The sequence below is a fragment of the Pseudonocardia lacus genome (genome assembly GCF_018531445.1).
Classification (GTDB): domain Bacteria; phylum Actinomycetota; class Actinomycetes; order Mycobacteriales; family Pseudonocardiaceae; genus Pseudonocardia; species Pseudonocardia lacus.
This window is the reverse complement of the sequence record NZ_JAHDTH010000002.1, coordinates 56,529-72,950: the sequence shown is the minus strand read 5'-3', so window position 1 is coordinate 72,950 and position 16,422 is coordinate 56,529. Positions and strand designations below refer to the sequence as shown.

General features: G+C 72.5%; 18 protein-coding genes and 1 tRNA gene. 12 read left to right on the top strand and 7 right to left on the bottom strand.

Annotated features, from left to right (window positions below):
- Positions 1 to 160: 160 nt before the first annotated feature.
- Entirely contained in the window at positions 161 to 997 is an 837-nt protein-coding gene (locus KIK08_RS01080) for a mycofactocin-coupled SDR family oxidoreductase (RefSeq protein WP_214401029.1), read from the top strand.
- Between the two features lie 13 nt (positions 998 to 1,010).
- A complete protein-coding gene (locus KIK08_RS01075; protein WP_214401028.1) occupies positions 1,011 to 1,460 on the top strand; it encodes a DUF6640 family protein in 450 nt (149 codons plus the stop codon).
- Between the two features lie 27 nt (positions 1,461 to 1,487).
- On the opposite strand, the gene KIK08_RS01070 is transcribed toward KIK08_RS01075, so the two are convergent.
- A complete protein-coding gene (locus KIK08_RS01070; RefSeq protein ID WP_214401027.1) occupies positions 1,488 to 2,003 on the bottom strand; it encodes a nuclear transport factor 2 family protein in 516 nt (171 codons plus the stop codon).
- A 50-nt stretch (positions 2,004 to 2,053) separates the two neighbouring features.
- Between KIK08_RS01070 and KIK08_RS01065 the strand changes: the two genes are divergently transcribed.
- From KIK08_RS01065 to KIK08_RS01035, 6 genes are all read left to right on the top strand, one after another.
- Positions 2,054 to 2,668, top strand: a complete 615-nt coding sequence (locus KIK08_RS01065) for a TetR/AcrR family transcriptional regulator (RefSeq protein ID WP_308257305.1) — start codon at positions 2,054 to 2,056, stop codon at positions 2,666 to 2,668.
- Between the two features lie 101 nt (positions 2,669 to 2,769).
- Positions 2,770 to 3,969 (top strand): helix-turn-helix transcriptional regulator, encoded by a 1,200-nt coding sequence (locus KIK08_RS41425; RefSeq protein WP_214401026.1) that lies wholly within the window; start codon positions 2,770 to 2,772, stop codon positions 3,967 to 3,969.
- Between the two features lie 284 nt (positions 3,970 to 4,253).
- Positions 4,254 to 5,240 carry a methyltransferase gene (locus KIK08_RS01055; RefSeq protein ID WP_214401025.1) on the top strand — a complete coding sequence of 329 codons (987 nt, stop codon included), beginning with the start codon at positions 4,254 to 4,256 and terminating at the stop codon, positions 5,238 to 5,240.
- A gap of 229 nt (positions 5,241 to 5,469) precedes the next feature.
- On the top strand, positions 5,470 to 6,465 hold the full coding sequence (locus KIK08_RS01050) for an SDR family oxidoreductase (protein ID WP_214401024.1): 996 nt from the start codon (positions 5,470 to 5,472) through the stop codon (positions 6,463 to 6,465).
- 175 nt (positions 6,466 to 6,640) lie between these two features.
- On the top strand, positions 6,641 to 6,913 hold the full coding sequence (locus tag KIK08_RS01045; protein WP_214401023.1) for a hypothetical protein: 273 nt from the start codon (positions 6,641 to 6,643) through the stop codon (positions 6,911 to 6,913).
- Positions 6,914 to 7,273: 360 nt separating this feature from the next.
- Positions 7,274 to 7,750, top strand: coding sequence for a hypothetical protein (locus KIK08_RS01035; protein ID WP_214401021.1), 477 nt, complete (start codon positions 7,274 to 7,276; stop codon positions 7,748 to 7,750).
- 227 nt (positions 7,751 to 7,977) lie between these two features.
- On the opposite strand, the gene KIK08_RS01030 is transcribed toward KIK08_RS01035, so the two are convergent.
- Positions 7,978 to 9,078, bottom strand: coding sequence for a winged helix DNA-binding domain-containing protein (locus KIK08_RS01030; protein ID WP_214401020.1), 1,101 nt, complete (start codon positions 9,076 to 9,078; stop codon positions 7,978 to 7,980).
- 4 nt (positions 9,079 to 9,082) lie between these two features.
- Positions 9,083 to 10,201: an epoxide hydrolase family protein gene (locus tag KIK08_RS01025; protein WP_214401019.1), complete on the bottom strand. Its 1,119-nt coding sequence runs from the start codon at positions 10,199 to 10,201 to the stop codon at positions 9,083 to 9,085.
- A gap of 63 nt (positions 10,202 to 10,264) precedes the next feature.
- Here KIK08_RS01025 and KIK08_RS01020 point away from each other — a divergent pair, with 63 nt between their 5' ends.
- Positions 10,265 to 11,272: a helix-turn-helix transcriptional regulator gene (locus KIK08_RS01020; RefSeq protein WP_214401018.1), complete on the top strand. Its 1,008-nt coding sequence runs from the start codon at positions 10,265 to 10,267 to the stop codon at positions 11,270 to 11,272.
- Between the two features lie 154 nt (positions 11,273 to 11,426).
- On the opposite strand, the gene KIK08_RS01015 is transcribed toward KIK08_RS01020, so the two are convergent.
- Positions 11,427 to 11,511: transfer RNA gene (locus KIK08_RS01015), tRNA-Leu, on the bottom strand.
- A 33-nt stretch (positions 11,512 to 11,544) separates the two neighbouring features.
- The gene (locus tag KIK08_RS01010; protein ID WP_214401017.1) at positions 11,545 to 11,985 is read right to left on the bottom strand and encodes a MerR family transcriptional regulator; all 441 of its coding nucleotides are present in this window, start codon (positions 11,983 to 11,985) and stop codon (positions 11,545 to 11,547) included.
- Between the two features lie 28 nt (positions 11,986 to 12,013).
- Between KIK08_RS01010 and KIK08_RS01005 the strand changes: the two genes are divergently transcribed.
- The 3 genes from KIK08_RS01005 (at position 12,014) to KIK08_RS00995 (ending at position 14,993) form a co-directional block, all read left to right on the top strand.
- Complete coding sequence (locus KIK08_RS01005) at positions 12,014 to 12,766, top strand: MBL fold metallo-hydrolase (RefSeq protein WP_214401016.1); 753 nt, start codon at positions 12,014 to 12,016, stop codon at positions 12,764 to 12,766.
- A gap of 74 nt (positions 12,767 to 12,840) precedes the next feature.
- A complete protein-coding gene (locus KIK08_RS01000) occupies positions 12,841 to 14,175 on the top strand; it encodes a M20/M25/M40 family metallo-hydrolase (protein ID WP_214401015.1) in 1,335 nt (444 codons plus the stop codon).
- Between the two features lie 47 nt (positions 14,176 to 14,222).
- Positions 14,223 to 14,993: an SDR family oxidoreductase gene (locus tag KIK08_RS00995; RefSeq protein WP_214401014.1), complete on the top strand. Its 771-nt coding sequence runs from the start codon at positions 14,223 to 14,225 to the stop codon at positions 14,991 to 14,993.
- A gap of 21 nt (positions 14,994 to 15,014) precedes the next feature.
- Here the strand turns inward: KIK08_RS00995 and KIK08_RS00990 are convergent, their stop codons facing one another.
- Both KIK08_RS00990 and KIK08_RS00985 read right to left on the bottom strand, forming a co-directional pair.
- On the bottom strand, positions 15,015 to 15,242 hold the full coding sequence (locus KIK08_RS00990) for a DUF5703 family protein (RefSeq protein ID WP_214401063.1): 228 nt from the start codon (positions 15,240 to 15,242) through the stop codon (positions 15,015 to 15,017).
- A gap of 183 nt (positions 15,243 to 15,425) precedes the next feature.
- The gene (locus tag KIK08_RS00985) at positions 15,426 to 16,385 is read right to left on the bottom strand and encodes an aldo/keto reductase (RefSeq protein ID WP_214401013.1); all 960 of its coding nucleotides are present in this window, start codon (positions 16,383 to 16,385) and stop codon (positions 15,426 to 15,428) included.
- Between the last annotated feature and the right edge of the window lie 37 nt (positions 16,386 to 16,422).

Genomic DNA, 16,422 nt, shown 5'->3' with positions numbered 1-16,422 from the left:
CAGCCCGAGCACCCGGCCGGCCCTTCGAGGCGGCCGGCCCCGCGGTCCGCCGCCTCGTGGCGGCGAGTGGTCGGCATTACACGGCACGGCGACGGTCATCGACACCGGCGCCGGGCTCCGACCAGCGCGACCGCATCCACATTCGACGAAGGAGAAGCACATGACGGGCACGCTGGCGGGCAAGGTCGCCTTCATCACCGGAGCGGCGCGCGGGCAGGGCCGTGCGCACGCCGTCCGGATGGCGGAGGAGGGGGCCGACATCATCGCGGTCGACATCTGCGCACCGATGCGGACCGTGCCCTATCCGCTGGGCACCACCGAGGATCTCGAAGAGACCGTGCGCGCGGTCGAGAAGCTCGATCGCCGGATCCACGCCGAAGCCGCGGACGTGCGCGACCGGGCGGCGCTGCAAGCCGCCTTCGAGCGGGGCGTCGGCCGGTTCGGACGGGTCGACGTGGTCGTCGCCAACGCCGGCGTCTTCCCGCTCGCGGAGGCGGGGGAGGGCACCTCCGCCCAGTGGGCCGACGGGATCGAGGTCAACCTCACCGGCACCTTCAACACGGTCGAGGTGGCCCGCCCGCTCCTGGTCGAGCAGGGCGAGGGGGGCTCGATCGTCCTCACCAGCTCCACGGCCGGGCTCAACGGGATGGGTGCGGGTGCCCACGCGGCCGAACCCGGCGGTCTCGCCTACACCGCGTCGAAGCACGGGATCGTCGGTCTGATGCGCTCCTACGCCAACATCCTGGCCCGGCACAGCATCCGGGTGAACACCGTGCACCCCACCGGCGTGGACACCCCGATGATCCTCAACGACACGGCGCAGAAGCTCCTCCGGGACGCCGCCCTCCAGGGGCACGCGATGGCGAACGCGCTGCCGGTGACCATGGTCGAGGCACGCGACATCGCCAACGCCGTCGCCTGGCTCGCCTGCGACGAGGCCCGCTACATCACCGGGGTCGCACTGCCCGTCGACGCCGGTTTCACCGTCAAGCGCTGAATCGGGGGAACCCATGACTTCGAGGAAGAGAGCGTCGCGCGCACTGGTCGGTCTGATCGCGGCCGGTACGGCCGTCGGGCCGCTCGTCGTCGACGCCCTGCTGCCCGTGACAGCCCGCCAGCACCTGCGCAATCCCCGCTGGCCCGCGCACGCCAAGTTCCACAACGCCCAGTACATCGTCATGAGCACGGTGCTCGGTGCCGTCGGCCTGCGGCTGCTGACCTCCCCACACGGGGACCCGGACCACAACCGGCTGATCGCGACGGCGATGTTGTCCGCACCCTGGGTGGGGATGTACGGCGCCGCCGCGTTCCCGGGCACCGCCCTGGTCGACGAGGAGTTCCGCGACTCGCCGGCCAACACGTTGATGGGTGTGGAGGTCAACATCCTCATCGGTTCGCTCTGCCTGTCGCTGCTGGGGGCGTCGCTCGCGCTGGGGCGTCGCCCTCGCCGAGCCGGCTGAGGAGTCGACGGCGACCGACCCGGCCACTCACCTGTTGCGACCGTGCTCCTGAGGAGCCATGGCGGCCTGGAAGATGCCGAAGTTCCCGGTCATCCAGAGAGCGGTCAGCTTGACCGCGGCGATCCGCCAGCCGTGCGCGGTCCGCTCGAAGCGGTTGGTGTAGTACCCGTACACGGTCTGGTCGCTGTCGCCGGTGCCGTTCGGGAGGTGGTGGCTGGCCCGGACGTAGGCGACGCAGGTGGCCCGGTCGTCGTCGTCGAAGGTGATGACGAGATTGGTGATCATGTGCTGGGTCGCCCGGAAGGACTCCATCCGCGGTGCCGTGGCCCTGACCCAGTCATCGGCGTCCACCCGGACGACGGGCTGACCGAAGCCGTCGCTGAAGTCGACCTCGACCTCCTCGGTGAAGCAGCTGCGGAAGAGCTCCCAGTCGTGGGAGTCGGTGCCCGTGGCGTACCGGAGCTGGACATCGCTGATCTCGGCACGATCATGCAGGCGGCGGACGGCGGGATCGACGGCGGGCAGTTCATGTGACAGTGTCATGTGAACGACGATGGCCCTTTCAGATGACATTGTCAAATAGACTGTCGGGCGTGGTGACACGAGCCGAGACGGCGGCAGCGACGCGGCGAGCTCTCATCCGCGCGGCATCCCAGCTGCTCGACGAGGGAGGGCCCGAGGCCGTCACCCTCCGCGCGGTGGGGGCCCTCGCCGGGGTCTCGCGCGGCGCGCCCTACGGGCACTTCGAGAACAAGGAGCACCTGCTCACCCAGCTCGCGGTCGAGGCGTGGAACTCGCTGGCGGACGACGTGGAGCAGCTGCGTGCCGATCTCGACGCCGACCCGGGCGCACGGCTCCAGCGAGCGGTCCTGGGCCTGATCGCGGTCGCCCGCCGGCAGCCGCACCTGTACGCGTTGATGTTCAGCATCCCGGCCGACACGCCGGCGTCCGCCGCCGCCGCGAGCCGCCTGGAGAGTGTGTTCCTCACCCTCGTCGCGGACGTGGTCGGCGAACCCGACGCACACCGCTACGGCGCCCTGGTGCTGTCCAGCGCGCACGGCATCGCCGAACTGGAACTCAGCGGGCACCTGGCCAAGGACACCTGGCGGGTCGGCGTGGAGCAGCTCGTTCGGCTGCTGATCGAGGCGATCCGGTCCGGCGTCGCCGGAGCCGATGAGCGCGACCGGATCGTCCGGCAGTCGCACTGAGCTCGTCCAGCGGGGCCGAGGGTGTGCTGACCGGACCGCCTGCGTCAACCGGCCTGAGCACGCGGGTGCTCCCGATCGCGACGCTGCGTAGGCTCCGGGCGGTGCAGAGCGGCTACGACCCCAGCGGCGTGATCCGGGCCGACCAGCCGGGTCACGCCGTTTTCGGCGGTGGCTCCCGAGCGCGCCCGGGGAGCGGCGGGTCGTCGTCCGCCGTGGCACCGCCGGCCGTATCGCCCGCTCCGCCGGTCGAGCCCGACGCCCAGGTGTTCGCCCGGGCGTCGGTGCGGCTGCGTCGCAGTGTCCCCTTCGACGCGGCCGGGTGGTTCGCCGTCGACCCGGCGACGATGCTGCCCGCCAACCCGGTGCTCATCGAGAACGTCGAGCAGGGCAGGTGCAGGGACTACTGGCATCGCGAGAACACGGTGGAGGACGTGCTCCTCTTCCGGGATCTCGCCCGCTCGGACCAGCCGGCCGCCACCCTGCTCGCCGCCACGGACGGCAACCTGCGGCGCAGCGCGCGCTACCGGGAGTTCCTGCGCCCGCTCGCCTACGGCGACGAGCTGCGCGTCGCGATGCGCACCGGGGGTCGCACGTGGGGTGTCGCGGTGTTGATGCGCCGGGTCGGGCGCCCGCCGTTCACCGCCCGGGAGGTGGACCGGGTCGCCGCGGCGGGTTCCCGGATCGCCGCCTCGCTGGCGACGATCGCGGCCGTCACGCAGCCCGACGCGGCATCCACCGGCCCGGACCACCCCGGGATCGCCGTCTTCGGGCCGGACGACGCGTTGGTGTCGATGGACCTGCAGGCCCAACGCTGGTTCACCGAGCTCGCGGGCGAGGGGTGGTGGGACAAGTACCAGTTCCGGACCGTGAGCACCGCCCTCGCCGCGCGGGCCGCGGCGGTGACCGCGGGACGCGACGACGGCCCGGCGACAGTTCGGCTGCGGGTGCCGAGCGGTCGCTGGCTGACCGTCACGGCGTCCCGGCAGGCGGCGGTCGGGGGTGCCGCCGCCTCGACGGCGCTGGTCATCATGCCGGCGTCGTCGAGCCACGTCGCGCCGATCCTCCTCGACGCCCACGGCCTCACCGCGCGCGAGCAGGAGGTCACCCGCGCCGTGGCCGGTGGCCTGTCCACCAACGAGATCGCCGCGGAGCTCCACCTCTCGCCGCACACGGTGCGCGACCACCTCAAGGCGGTCTTCCGCAAGGTCGGCGTGGCCAGCCGCGGCGAGCTCGTGGCCACGCTGTTCGATGACGTCGTCCGACCAGGGATCGACTGGCAGGCCGCGCACACGCACTGGTGACGCGGGCTTCACCCCCCGGCCACGTCGACCGACGCGCCGGCCGTCGACAGCTGCGAAGCGGAGCAGCCCGCGACCCCGGACCCCCCACGATCGGGGGATCGGGATCGGCACCGTCCCTGGGTCACGGGATGGAGAGGAGCCGTCCGCGCCCCGAAGGTGGTCGGGTGCTCATCGACGATCGCGCGTGGTCGTCGAAGCGAACGTGACCAAGGAGAACTGACGTGTCCGATACCGCTCCCACTGGCGCTGCTCCGGATCAGCCCACCGGCGAGCTTCCCCCGGCGATGCAGATGATCCAGCTCGTCGGCGGGTTCCAGCTCTCCCAGGCGCTGTACGTCGTCGCGAAGCTCGACATCGCCACGCAGCTCGACGACGGCCCGAAGACCGTCGCCGACCTGGCGGCCGCCTGCGGAGCGCAGCCGGAGCCGCTGGGCAGGCTGATCCGGACCCTCGCCCCGGTCGGCGTATTCCGGCACCTGCCCGACGGCACCGTCGAGACCACACCGCTCGGCGCCACCCTGTCCGCGAACGGCGCCGACTCCGCACGAGCCGCGACCCTGTTCTGGATGGAGACCCACTACCTCCCGTTCAGCGAACTGCTGCACAACGTCCGCACGGGCGAGACCGCGGCCACCCACTACTTCGGGCAGCCGTTCTTCGACTGGATCGTCAAGGACGCCGAGCTGGTCGAGCTGCTGTCGGGCGCGATGGCCAACGTGACCGGCGGCCTGCGCGCCGGGATGTTCGAGGGCTACCGGCTCCCCCGCGGTGCGGTCGTCGCCGACATCGGTGGAGCGAGCGGTTCGGTGCTCGTCCGGCTCCTGGAGAACGAGCCGGACCGGCGGGGCATCGTGTTCGACGTCCCCGAGGTGGTGCCCGACGCCCGGCGCCACCTCGAACAGCAGGGGCTCACCGACCGGATCGACGTGGTGGCCGGTGACTTCTTCGAGTCGGTGCCGCCCGCCGACGTCTACGTCCTGTCCTACATCCTGCACGACTGGGACGACGACAGGTGCCGGCGCATCCTGGGCAGCATCGAGGCCGCCGCCGAGCCCGGAGCCCGGCTGGTGGTGGTCGAGGGCATCGTGCCGGACGGCGACGAGCCGCACCTCACCAAGTCCATCGACCTCGTCATGCTCGCCATGCAGGGCGGCAAGGAGCGCAGCGCGGGCGAGTTCGAGCAGCTCCTCTCCTCGGCAGGCTTCGCGTTGGACCGCATCGTGGCGACCCCGAGCCCGTTCTCCTTCCTGGAGGCGACCCTGCGGGCGTGAACGGGAGCGGGGATGACGGCGCGGAATCGAGTGGCCCCGCAGGTCGGCCGCCGTCCTTGTCCTGCTCGGCTCGGCCGTCGCTGCCCTGTCGCCGGCCCGAACGCCGACGCGCTGGGTTAGCGTCGTCGCGCCGGCTCGATCCGGGCGGCGATCGGACCCGCTGTCGGGGTCTTCGTCCGCGCAGCCGGCAGCCTCTTCGGTGCCCACGGACCACGGAAAGCGAGCGGGTATGGCGGCGTTGCGGGTCCTGTTCATCGGCGGCAGTGGCGTCATCAGCTCCGCGTGCACGAGCCTGGCGGTCGAGCGCGGCCTCGACCTGACCCTGCTCAACCGCGGCACCGGCCGACGCGCGGTTCCGCAGGAGGCCGAGCACCTGATCGCCGACGTCCGTGATCCCCGGTCGATGCGTGAGGCGCTCCGCGGCCGGGAGTTCGACGTCGTCGTCGACTGGGTGGCTTTCACCCCCGACCACGTGCGCGCAGACCTCGAGACGTTCGAGGGACGGGTCGGTCAGTACGTCTTCATCAGCTCCGCCTCGGCCTACCAGACCCCGCCGGCGCGGCTGCCCATCCGCGAGTCGACCCCGCTGCGCAACCCGTTCTGGCAGTACAGCCGCAACAAGATCGCCTGCGAGGACGTGCTCCTCCAGGCGTACCGGGACCGGGGCTTCCCGGTCACGATCGTGCGGCCCTCGCACACCTACGACCGCACCGTCGTCCCGTTCGACGGCGGCTGGACCATCGTCGAGCGCATGCGCCACGGCAAGGAGATCGTCGTCCACGGCGACGGCTCCTCGCTGTGGACGCTCACCCACCACGCCGACTTCGCCCGCGGCTTCGTCCCCCTGCTCGGCCACACGCGCACGCTGGGAGAGGCCTTCCACATCACCTCCGACGACGTGCTGACCTGGGACGAGATCGCGCGCACCGTCGCGCGCGCAGCCGGCGTCGAGGCCCGCATCGTCCACGTGCCGTCGGACGTCATCGCCGCCGCCGACCCCGGGTGGGGCGCGTCGCTGCTCGGCGACAAGACGCACTCGGCGACGTTCGACACGTCGAAGCTGCGCGGCGTCGTGCCCGACTTCGTCGCGACGGTGCCCTTCGAGCACGGTGCCCGGGAGATCGTCGGATGGCACGACGAGGACCCCGACCGCAAGGTCGTCGACCCCCACGTCGACCGGCTCATGGACGAGCTCGCCGACCGCTTCCGCGTGGGCGACCGATGACACCTCTCCCGACCTGGCGACGAACCTGGTCGGCCGGCATGTCTGGAGACTCGCTCTTCTGAGGAGATGGGGTCTTGACCCGTCGGTCCCCGAACCGAGGTCCCGCTCGCCGGGAACCGACCCTGGAGGGATCATGATGGGAGATGGGCCCGTCGAGTCGTGGTCGGACCAGGACATGCGAGACGATCTCGACGAGGGACCGGTCGGATTCTACGAGTTCATCTGGACGCTCAACGGGGGTCCGTCCGAGTTGGCTCCGCACGACGCGATCGACCTGTCCCGCCGGATCGCCCGCCGGTTCGTCGACGGGGGACTGGCTCAGATCTACGCGGTGACCTGGCCGCACTGCGAGGCTGTCGAGGGTCCGCTGGGTGCGGAGGTGCTGGACGACCCGGAGGCCTGGACCGTGCGGGAATCGACACCGTTCATTGCATCGATCCCGAACTGACCCGCAGCTTCGCAAGTGCTTTGGGTGGTGGCGGCGAGGTCCAGCGCGTTGACCGATGCTCAACCCTCCCTGCGTACGGCTGGCTCAGGACCCGTACCGGCCGGCTGCTGCCGATCATGAACGGCCCCGAACGGCATACTCGTCAAGCGCGCCCCGGACGGTTCGTGGAGTACGGCGGGAACGGCTTGGCGTTGCGGCGGGTCGACCGACCGGCCGGGCGCACAACGGCATCCCGACGCCCCGCACCGTCGAGTACGACCACAACACCAACCCGGCCGGCGAGACGTTTCCCCGGGCGCGCGAAGTCCGCCCGGCCACTCCCGACGAGGTGCCATGACTCACGACCCACCGAGTTCCCGAGTGCAGAAGGCGCTGGACCGGACCCGTTCCACCGACTGGCAGGTGCGCGTCGGTGCCGTGCGTGAGCTGGCGCTCTTCCCGGCACGGTCGGACGTCCACAGCCGCCTGATCGCCCTGCTGGACGACGACACCGACCTCGCTGTGATCGTCGCAGCCGCCGAGGTGTTGTTGATCCAGCAGGACACCTGCGGCGCGGCGCGGGTCCTCGCCATCGTGCGCGACGGGCCCGACGATGCCGTCTTTGCGATCTCCGACCGGCTGTTGGCGCTGCTCCACGACCAGCCCGACCTGGCGGGTTGGCTTCATGACCAGGGCGCAGCAGGTGCCCTGGACCGCGAAGCGGTCTCGACCGTGCTGGAGTCAACGGGGATCGACCCCCGCCGTTCTCGCCGAGGCTCGGCAGATGCCGGAAGGTGGCGGCAGCTGGAGTCGCCGTCCAGGGATACGATCTTGTGTCCGAGGGGCGACTTGCGCTAACCACACGCTTCTCGCTGCCTGAACGCTCTGCAGGAGCGGTCCAGCCCGGTTGGCGGCCTTCTCCGGGAGACGCGATGGAGCTTCCGCGTGGCGTAGGACGATTTGCGCAGGGAGCTCGACGTGCTCCACGACCCGGGCGGTGGGGTCGGCCGGATTCACGTGGATGGCGGCGAGCCGGCACGGCTGGGTCGCATCGACGTCGAGAGCGGGCGCCCCGAGCGCGTGCTTCACGGGGCGGGAAGCACCTGCACCGCGAGGTCCGCGCCGGGGGCGGAGAACTCCAGCAGGCGTGCCGCCTCGGCCGTGATCGCCGTGGCCTCGTCGTCGGCCAACCGACGATGCGGTTTCACCGACAGAGTGGCCGCATCCCGGTCGCGGGTGAGCGTCCAGTGCGCTGCGGTGAACCCGTCGATGAGCACCGCGCCCGGTACCTGCCCGCTGCGCCGTGTGAAGGCGCGGCGGAACGTGGTGGTGCTGACGCGGCTGCGATCGACGTGCGACAGCAGCAGGTTGTCGAAGTCGTAGAGGAACCGCACCGGGGCGGGGGTGTCCGGATCGGGGCGGGGGGCGTCGGGCAGGTCGTAGAGCTCGCGGCCCTGCTCGTCGTGGAGCAGGCGCAACTCTCGCCGCATCGGCGCGACCACCTCCCGCAGGTGCGTGAGCCCTGACCAGGTCTGCACGTCCATCACGGTCGCCGGGCCGAATGCGGCGAGGTAGCGGCGCACCAGGGTCTCGAGGGAGAACCCGGCGCCCTCACCCAGCCACGCCTCGGTGCTGGTGTGCGCGATGGGGCCGCTGCGCCCCCACAGGCCGCGTGGCGGTACCTGGACGAGCGGCAGCCGGTTGCGGACGACGTACGCGAGACCGGCGGCGGTCCGGTCGGGCCACTGGGCATGGAGCAGGGCGCCCAGCTCCTGGGAGGTACGGGCCCGTTCGGCCAGCAGCGGGCGGGCGGCGGCCACGACCGCTTCGACGTCGAGCCCGCGCGCGGCGTCCCTGTGGAGCTGGTTGTGGAACAGGTCGCGATCGAGCACCGGCTGGACGGGGGCGCGCAGGCCGTGGGCGTCCCGCGCGGTGACGAGGTGGATGGTCGAGCGCATCAGCGCGATCCGCACCAGAGTCCGGTCCATGAGGCGGTCGGCCGCGGCCTCGGGCCGGAAGCCGGCGACACGGCTCCACAGCCCGACGTACCACGTGTGCGGGGTCTGCGCCTGCAGGCCCACCAGGTGCTCGACCACGTCGGGGACCGGTCGGGTGGTGCGCTCCAGCAGGAACTGGCGGGCGAGGGTGGCCCGGTTCAGCGCGCGCGGGCCGAGCACCTGGCTCACGGCGTCAGTCCCGCAGCCCGGCGAAGAACTGCTGCAGGTCCCCGACCAGGAGGTCCGGCACCTCGTGCGCCGGGTAGTGCCCGCCGCGGTCGAACTCGCTCCACGACACGATGTTCGCGTGGTCGCGTTCGGCGAAGCGCCGGATGCCCGAGAAGTCGTCCGCGAACGCGGCCAGCCCGAGCGGCACCGTCGTCGGCCCGGTCGGCTTCTCCTCCTCGGGGGTGTGCCGGTCCTCCCAGTAGAACCGCATGGAGGACGCCGTGGTGCGGGTCAACCAGTAGATGGCGACGTTGGTCAGCGCGAAATCCGGGTCGACGGCGTCGCCCAAGAGCTGGTAGCTCCACGCCAACTGGCCGGCCGGCGAGTCGGCGAGCGCGTGCGCGAGGTTCTGCGGCTGGGTCGACTGCAGCTCGTTGTACGCGAGCTTGTCGGCGCCGAACTCCTGCAGTCGGGTCAGCTCGGCCATCTCGGCCTCGGGCATGCCTGCGAACTCGGCGGGGTCCCCCGACGGGAAGGAGTAGATCTGGTCGACGTGCACGCCGGCGACGTGCTCGGCGTCGACGCGGCCGAGCTCGGGCGCGACGAATGCCCCGGCGTCGTTGCCGTGTGCTCCGTAGCGCTCGTAGCCCAGCCCCGCCATGAGTCGCGCCCAGGCGCGCGCCGTGCGGTAGCGGTTCCAGCCCGGCTCGGTGGTGGGTCCGGAGAAGGCGAACCCGGGCAGTGACGGGACCACGACGTGGAAGGCCTGCGCCGGGTCACCGCCGTGCACCCGCGGGTCGGTGAGTGGGCCGATGACGTCGAGGAACTCGACGAACGAGCCCGGCCAGCCGTGCGTCAGGATCAGTGGGAACGCGTCCGGTTCGGGGGAGCGGACGTGCAGGAAGTGGATGTTCTGTCCGTCGATCGTGGTCGTGAACTGCGGGATTTCGTTGAGCCGCTTCTCGACGGCCCGCCAGTCGAACTCGTCGCGCCAGCGGCGCACCAGCTCGCGCACGGGGTCCACGCGCACGCCGTAGTCGCCGCCGGTCGTGAGCTCCTCGGTGTAGCGGGTGCGGGCGAGCCGGTCGTCGAGGTCGTCGAGGTCGGCCTGTGGGACGTCGATGCGGAAGGGCGTGATCTCCATGATCGCAACGCTAGGAGCCAATCAGGCAAGGAACGTTCCTGATGGTCGGGCAGACTTTCCTCCGTGTTGGAGACCTCAGCGCGGTTGCTGCGCCTGCTGTCGCTCTTGCAGTCGCGTCGCGAGTGGACCGGGCCGGAACTGGCGCAGCGGCTGGAGGTGAGTCAGCGGACCGTCCGCAACGACGTCGACCGCCTTCGCTCGCTCGGCTATCCGGTGGCCGCCAACCGAGGCGCGGTGGGCGGCTACCTGCTCGGGGCCGGCGCGCAGCTTCCGCCGTTGCTGTTTGACGACGACGAGGCCGTGGCCGCGGTGCTCGGCCTGCGCGCCGCCACCGGGCTGGCCGGGGTCGAGGAGGTCTCGCTGCGCGCTCTCGCCAAACTGGAGCAGGTGCTGCCGCGACGGCTGCGCCGGCGGGTCGCCGCGCTGGGAGAGTTCGCGCTGCGGGTGCCCGACGACGCGCCGGCACCGCAGGTCGACGCCGAGGTGCTCACCACGCTCGCCGCCGTCTGCCGCGACACCGAGCGGCTGCGCTTCGACTACCGCTCGCACGCCGGCCACTCCACGCGGCGCGATGTCGAGCCGTACCGCCTGGTCGCATGGGGCCGGCGCTGGTACCTGCTGGCCTGGGACGTGGAGCACGGCGATTGGCGCACGTTCCGCGCCGACCGCATCACCCCGCGCACCCCGACCGGGCCGCGCTTCCCCCCGCGCTCGCTGCCGACCGACGACGTCGCTGCCTACCTCTCCGGACGCGTCGCCGCCGCGGCATGGCGGTACCGGGCGCGAGTGGTCGTGCACGCCCCCGCGGACCAGGTCGCGCCTCGCATCCCGGCCGCAGCCGGGCACGTCGAGGCACGCGACGGCGGCTCGTGCGTCCTGCACACCGGCGCGGACACCCTCGACGGCCTCGCCGTCCACCTGGGGCTGCTCGGCGTGGACTTCGAGGTCACCGAGCCGCCGGAGCTGGTCGAGCGGATCGCTCTGCTCGCCGCCCGCTACGCCCGCGCCATCCCGAGTGGCTCGTGGACAGGATCTGGGAGCACGAGAATCCAGCCAGAGCAGCCGGAGTGATCAAGGTACTCGTCCGTGACCGCGCAGCCCGCCTGCAACGTGGAGGATGAACGCAAGTCGGAGGGGATCATGAACCCTCACAGTGCTGGCCAGGTACTTTGTCAACATCCACGACGGGCAAGATATGTAATCGCTGGTCAGAGACATTCTCGTGTGTCCGAGGGGGGACTTGAACCCCCACGCCCGTTGAAGGGCACTAGCACCTCAAGCTAGCGCGTCTGCCATTCCGCCACTCGGACTGCTGCGCGGCCTCTCGACCGGCAGGTGGGAGCTTAGCCGATGGGCTCCAGCGGGTTCACCACGGGACCCCCGCCGCTGGGCCGCATCCTCGCTTCGATCCGCTCCCGCGCGTGGGGGCACTCGTCGAAGGGGAGGGGGCAGGAGAGGGCGTGCTCGATCAGTTCCTTCGCCGCGCGCGCCCGCTCGATGCGCTGCTCCAGGGCGGCGACGTGGCGGCGGCGGAGGTGGGGGTGGTCCATGGGGTTGTCGGTGGTGAGGAGTTCGCGGATCTGGGGGAGGGTGAAGCCGGCGTCCTTGCTGATCAGGATCACGGCGATGCGGACGAGGTCGGCGGGGGTGTAGCGGCGGCGGTCGCCGGCGGCGCGGCGGGGGTGGAGGAGGCCGACGGTCTCCCAGTGGCGCAGGACGTGGGTGGCGAGGCCGAAGCGGGCGGCCAGTTCGCCGATGGTGAGCTCCTCGCCGGTTGACTTCATGTTCACATCAAGAACCAGCCTGCCCCGCATGACCAAGCCTTCGCTCGTCGTCACCCGGGTCGCCAACGCGTGCGTGCTGCTGGAGTTCGGCGGTCACGCCGTGCTGACCGATCCCTGGTTCACCGAGAGGTGGTTCCTGCGGCGCGGGGAGCCGTTGGGGCTTCGGGTGGAGGAGCTGCCGGCGTTGGCGGCGATCGTGGCGACCAATCCCGTCGCCAACCACTGGGACCGGCGGGCCTTGCGGGCCTACCGCGGGAAGGTCGGGACGCGGGTGGTGGTCAGCACGGCGGGGATGGCGCGGTCGGCGCGGGCGCTGGGCTATCCGGACGTCGAGCAACTTCGGTGGGGGCGGTCGCGGGAGGTGGCGCCGGGGGTGTGGGTGGAGGCGGTGCCGTCCGGGCGCACGCTCGGCGCGCCGAACAACGCCTACCTGTTCTCGGCGGGGGACCTGCGGGTGTTCTTCGGCGGGGAGCTCGCCGACGTCAGCGGGCTCGGCCGGTACGCGCCGGTGGACGTGGCCCTGCTGCCGACCAACGGCCTTCGCCCGCTCGTCGGGCCGTCGCTGGTCACGGGGCCGGTCGAGGCGGTGGCGGGGGCACGAGCGCTGGGGGCGCGGGTGCTCGTGCCGGTGCACGACGCGCACGCCGCCGACCCGCTGTCGCTGCTGTTCCGGCGGAACGGATCGGCCGCCGACGCCGTCCGGATCGCCCCGCCGGGCCTGGACGTCGTGCCGCTGGACCCCGGTCAGCGCTGGGAGTTCACGCCGACTCGGGCGGGGTGAGGGCGGTCGACGTCACCCCGGGCGCGGGCTCGTGAGATCCCCGCGCCCGCCGTGCCGGTGGTAGGAAGATCCGCATGACTGGGGACGCTTCGGGAGGACAGGGCACCGCGGCCGAGGACGAGGTCGTCCGGCTGTGCTCCGAGCTGATCCAGATCGACACGACCAACACCGCCGACCCCGAGACGTGGGTGGGGGAGGCCGAGGCGGCCGAGTGGGTCGCCGCGCAGCTGACCGAGGTGGGCTACGAGGTCGAGCGGGTCGAGTCGGGGGCGCCGAAGCGGGAGAACGTGTTCATCCGCATCCCGGGCGCCGACCCCTCGCGCGACGCGCTCCTCGTGCACGGCCACCTCGACGTCGTCCCGGCCGAGCCGAGCGAGTGGTCGGTGCACCCGTTCTCCGGGGCCGTGCAGGACGGCTACGTGTGGGGCCGCGGCGCGGTCGACATGAAGGACATGGTGGCGATGATGATCGCCATCGCCCGCCAGTACCGGCGCGACGGGACCGTCCCGCCCCGCGACCTCGTGTTCGCGTTCCTGGCCGACGAGGAGGCCGGCGGCAAGTACGGGGCGCAGTGGCTGGTGGAGAACCGGCCCGACCTGTTCACCGGGTGCACGGAGGCGGTCGGGGAGGTCGGCGGGTTCTCGCTGACCCTCGCCGAGGACAAGCGCGTCTACCTCATCGAGTCGGCCGAGAAGGGCATCGCCTGGATGCGGCTGCGCGCCCGCGGGCGCCCGGGCCACGGCTCGTTCCTGCACGACGACAACGCGGTCACCAAGGTCGCCGAGGCGGTCGCCCGGCTGGGCAACCACACCTTCCCGCTCACCCTGCACGACACCGTGCGCGCCTTCCTGGAGCGGATGACCGAGCTGACCGGGCTGGAGTTCCCCGAGGACGACCTGGAGGGCTCGCTGGCCAAGCTGGGCCCGCTGTCGCGGATCGTCGGCGCCACCATCCGCGACACGGCGAACCCGACGATGCTCAGCGCCGGCTACAAGGCCAACGTGATCCCGTCCTCGGCCGAGGCCGTGGTCGACTGCCGGGTGCTGCCCGGGCGCCAGGAGGCGTTCCTGCGGGAGGTCGACGAGCTGCTCGGGCCGGACGTCACCCGCGAGTGGGTGACCGACCTGCCGCCGGTGGAGACCGACTTCTCGGGGCCGCTGGTGGACGCGATGGTGGCCGCGCTGCAGGCCGAGGACCCGGGCTCGCACACCGCGCCCTACATGCTCTCCGGCGGCACCGACGCCAAGGCCTTCTCCACCCTGGGCATGCGCTGCTTCGGGTTCTCCCCGCTGCGGCTGCCGCCCGACCTGGACTTCGCCTCGCTGTTCCACGGCATCGACGAGCGGGTGCCGGTGGACGCGCTGAAGTTCGGCGCCCGCGTGCTCGACCGCTTCCTGCGCTCGTCCTGACCGCAGTACCTCGTCACCGCAGTACCTCGTCGAGGAGGAACACCCGCATGGACCTGTCGAACAAGGTCGCCCTGGTCACCGGGGGAGCGTCCGGGATCGGGGCGGCGACGTCCCGGCTGCTGGCCGGGGCGGGGGCCCGGGTCGCGGTCGTCGACCTCGACGAGGCCGGCGCCAAGACGGTCGCCGACGAGGTCGGCGGACTGGCCATCGGCGGCGACGTCAGCGCCGTCGACGCCATGGCCACCATCGTCGGGCAGGTCGAGGAGCACTTCGGCCGGCTCGACGTCGTGCACCTCAACGCCGGGATCACCGCCGGCCAATCGGGCATCGAGGATCTCGACGTCGAGGGCTACCGCAAGATCGTCGGCGTCAACGTCGACCACGTGGTGTTCGGGGTGAACGCCGCGGTGCCGGCGCTGCGCCGGGCCGGCGGCGGGTCGATCGTGGCCACGGCCTCGCTGGCCGGGCTGGTGCCGATCCCGGGGAACACGCTCTACACGCTGACCAAGCACGCGGTCGTCGGCTACGTGCGCGCCGCCGCGGGCCCGCTGGCCCCGGAGGGCATCCGGGTGAACGCCGTGTGCCCCGGCTTCGCCGACACCCCGCTGATCGCCGCGGCCAAGGACCGGTTCGCCGGGTTCCCGCTGCTCAGCGCGGAGGACGTGGCGAACGCGGTGGCCGCGATCCTGGAGCGGGGGCAGCCGGGGGAGTGCTGGTACGTCCAGCCCGGCCGCGAGCCCGGTCCGTACGGGTTCCGCGGCGTGCCGGGGCCGGGCAACCACCAGGCCCCGCCGGCGGGGGCCGGCGAGGACGTCTGACGGGTCCGGGTGGCCGGCGGCTCAGATGGTCGGCTCGGCCATCAACGACGACGGGCGGCGCCTGCGGCGCAGCCACACCTTGCGCACGCCGCCCGGGTAGAGCCGCACCCGGGAGAGCTCCCAGCCGCCGAACTCGGCCTGGATGGCCAGCCGGACCGCCGCCGTCATCCGGGACACGTCCCCGGGCAGCTGGACCGGCCGGTACTCCCAGCCGTCGGTCGTATTCCCCTCGCCGTCACCCGCGTCCACGTCGCCGGTCTGACCGCCTCGTGCCACCGGCTCACCTCCCACCAGCTCGTCCCGGAGCCGTCGCGCCGGTGCGCCCGGTCACCGGCGACCCGATGAAACCCCGGGTGAAGGCACCACCATATGCCCGGTTCGGGCCGTCGACCAGATTCGCCGCGCGCCGCCGACGAGGGCCCGGCGACGCGCTCAGGCTGGCGGGTGCGGGCGGCTGACGTCGTCGAGCGCGGCGCGGATCTCGTCGGGCAGCGTGAGCGTGTCGGAGGCCAGGGCCGCGGCCAGCTGGGCCCGGTCGCGGGCGCCGACGATCGTGGCCGCCACGCCGGGGCGGTCGCGCGCCCAGGCCAGCGCCACCGCCAGCGGCGAGGTGCCCAGGCCGTCGGCTGCGGTCAGCACCGCCGGCACGATCCGGGCGGCGGGGCCGGTGCGGCGGGCCTCGACGTAGCGGGCCAGGGCGCGGGAGGCGCCGCGCGAGTCGACGGGGGTGCCGTCGGTGTACTTGCCGGTCAGCACCCCGCGCCCGAGCGGAGCCCAGGCCAGCAGCCCGACGCCGTGGTGCCCGGCCGCCGCCAGCAGTTCGCCCTCGACCGCCCGCACCAGCAGCGAGTACTCCACCTGCGCCGACACCGGCACGACCGCCTGGCCCATGCCGCGGGCGCGTTCCACCGCCGTGGCCAGCTGCCAGCCGCGCGGCCCGACCAGCCCGGCGTAGCGCACCCGGCCGGACAGCACCGCCACCTGCACGGCGGTGAGGGCCTCGTCCAGCCCGCCCGGGTCGGCGCTGCCGGGGAAGGGCAGCTGCCACAGGTCCAGGTGGTCGGTGCCGAGCCGGGCCAGTGAGGTGTCCAGCGCGGCCAGCAGCGCGCCGCGGGACAGGCCGCCCGGCGGCACGTCCGTGCGCCCCGCTAGTACCAGCTGCTCGCGGCGCATCCCGCCGACCGAGAGCTTCGCGATGGCGTCGCCGAGCATCCGCTGCGATTCGCCGCCGGTGTAGCCGTCGCAGGTCTCCACGAGCGAGCCGCCGGCGTCGACGAAGGTCGCGAGCTGGGCCGTCGCCGACTCGATGTCCGCGCAGTTTCCCCAGGTCAGCGTGCCGAGGCCGAGGCGGGACACGGCCAGTCCGCTGGTCCCGACCCGTCGGCGAAGCACGGCGGGAGCCTATGCGCAGCCGCCCGCGGGGCCCCGG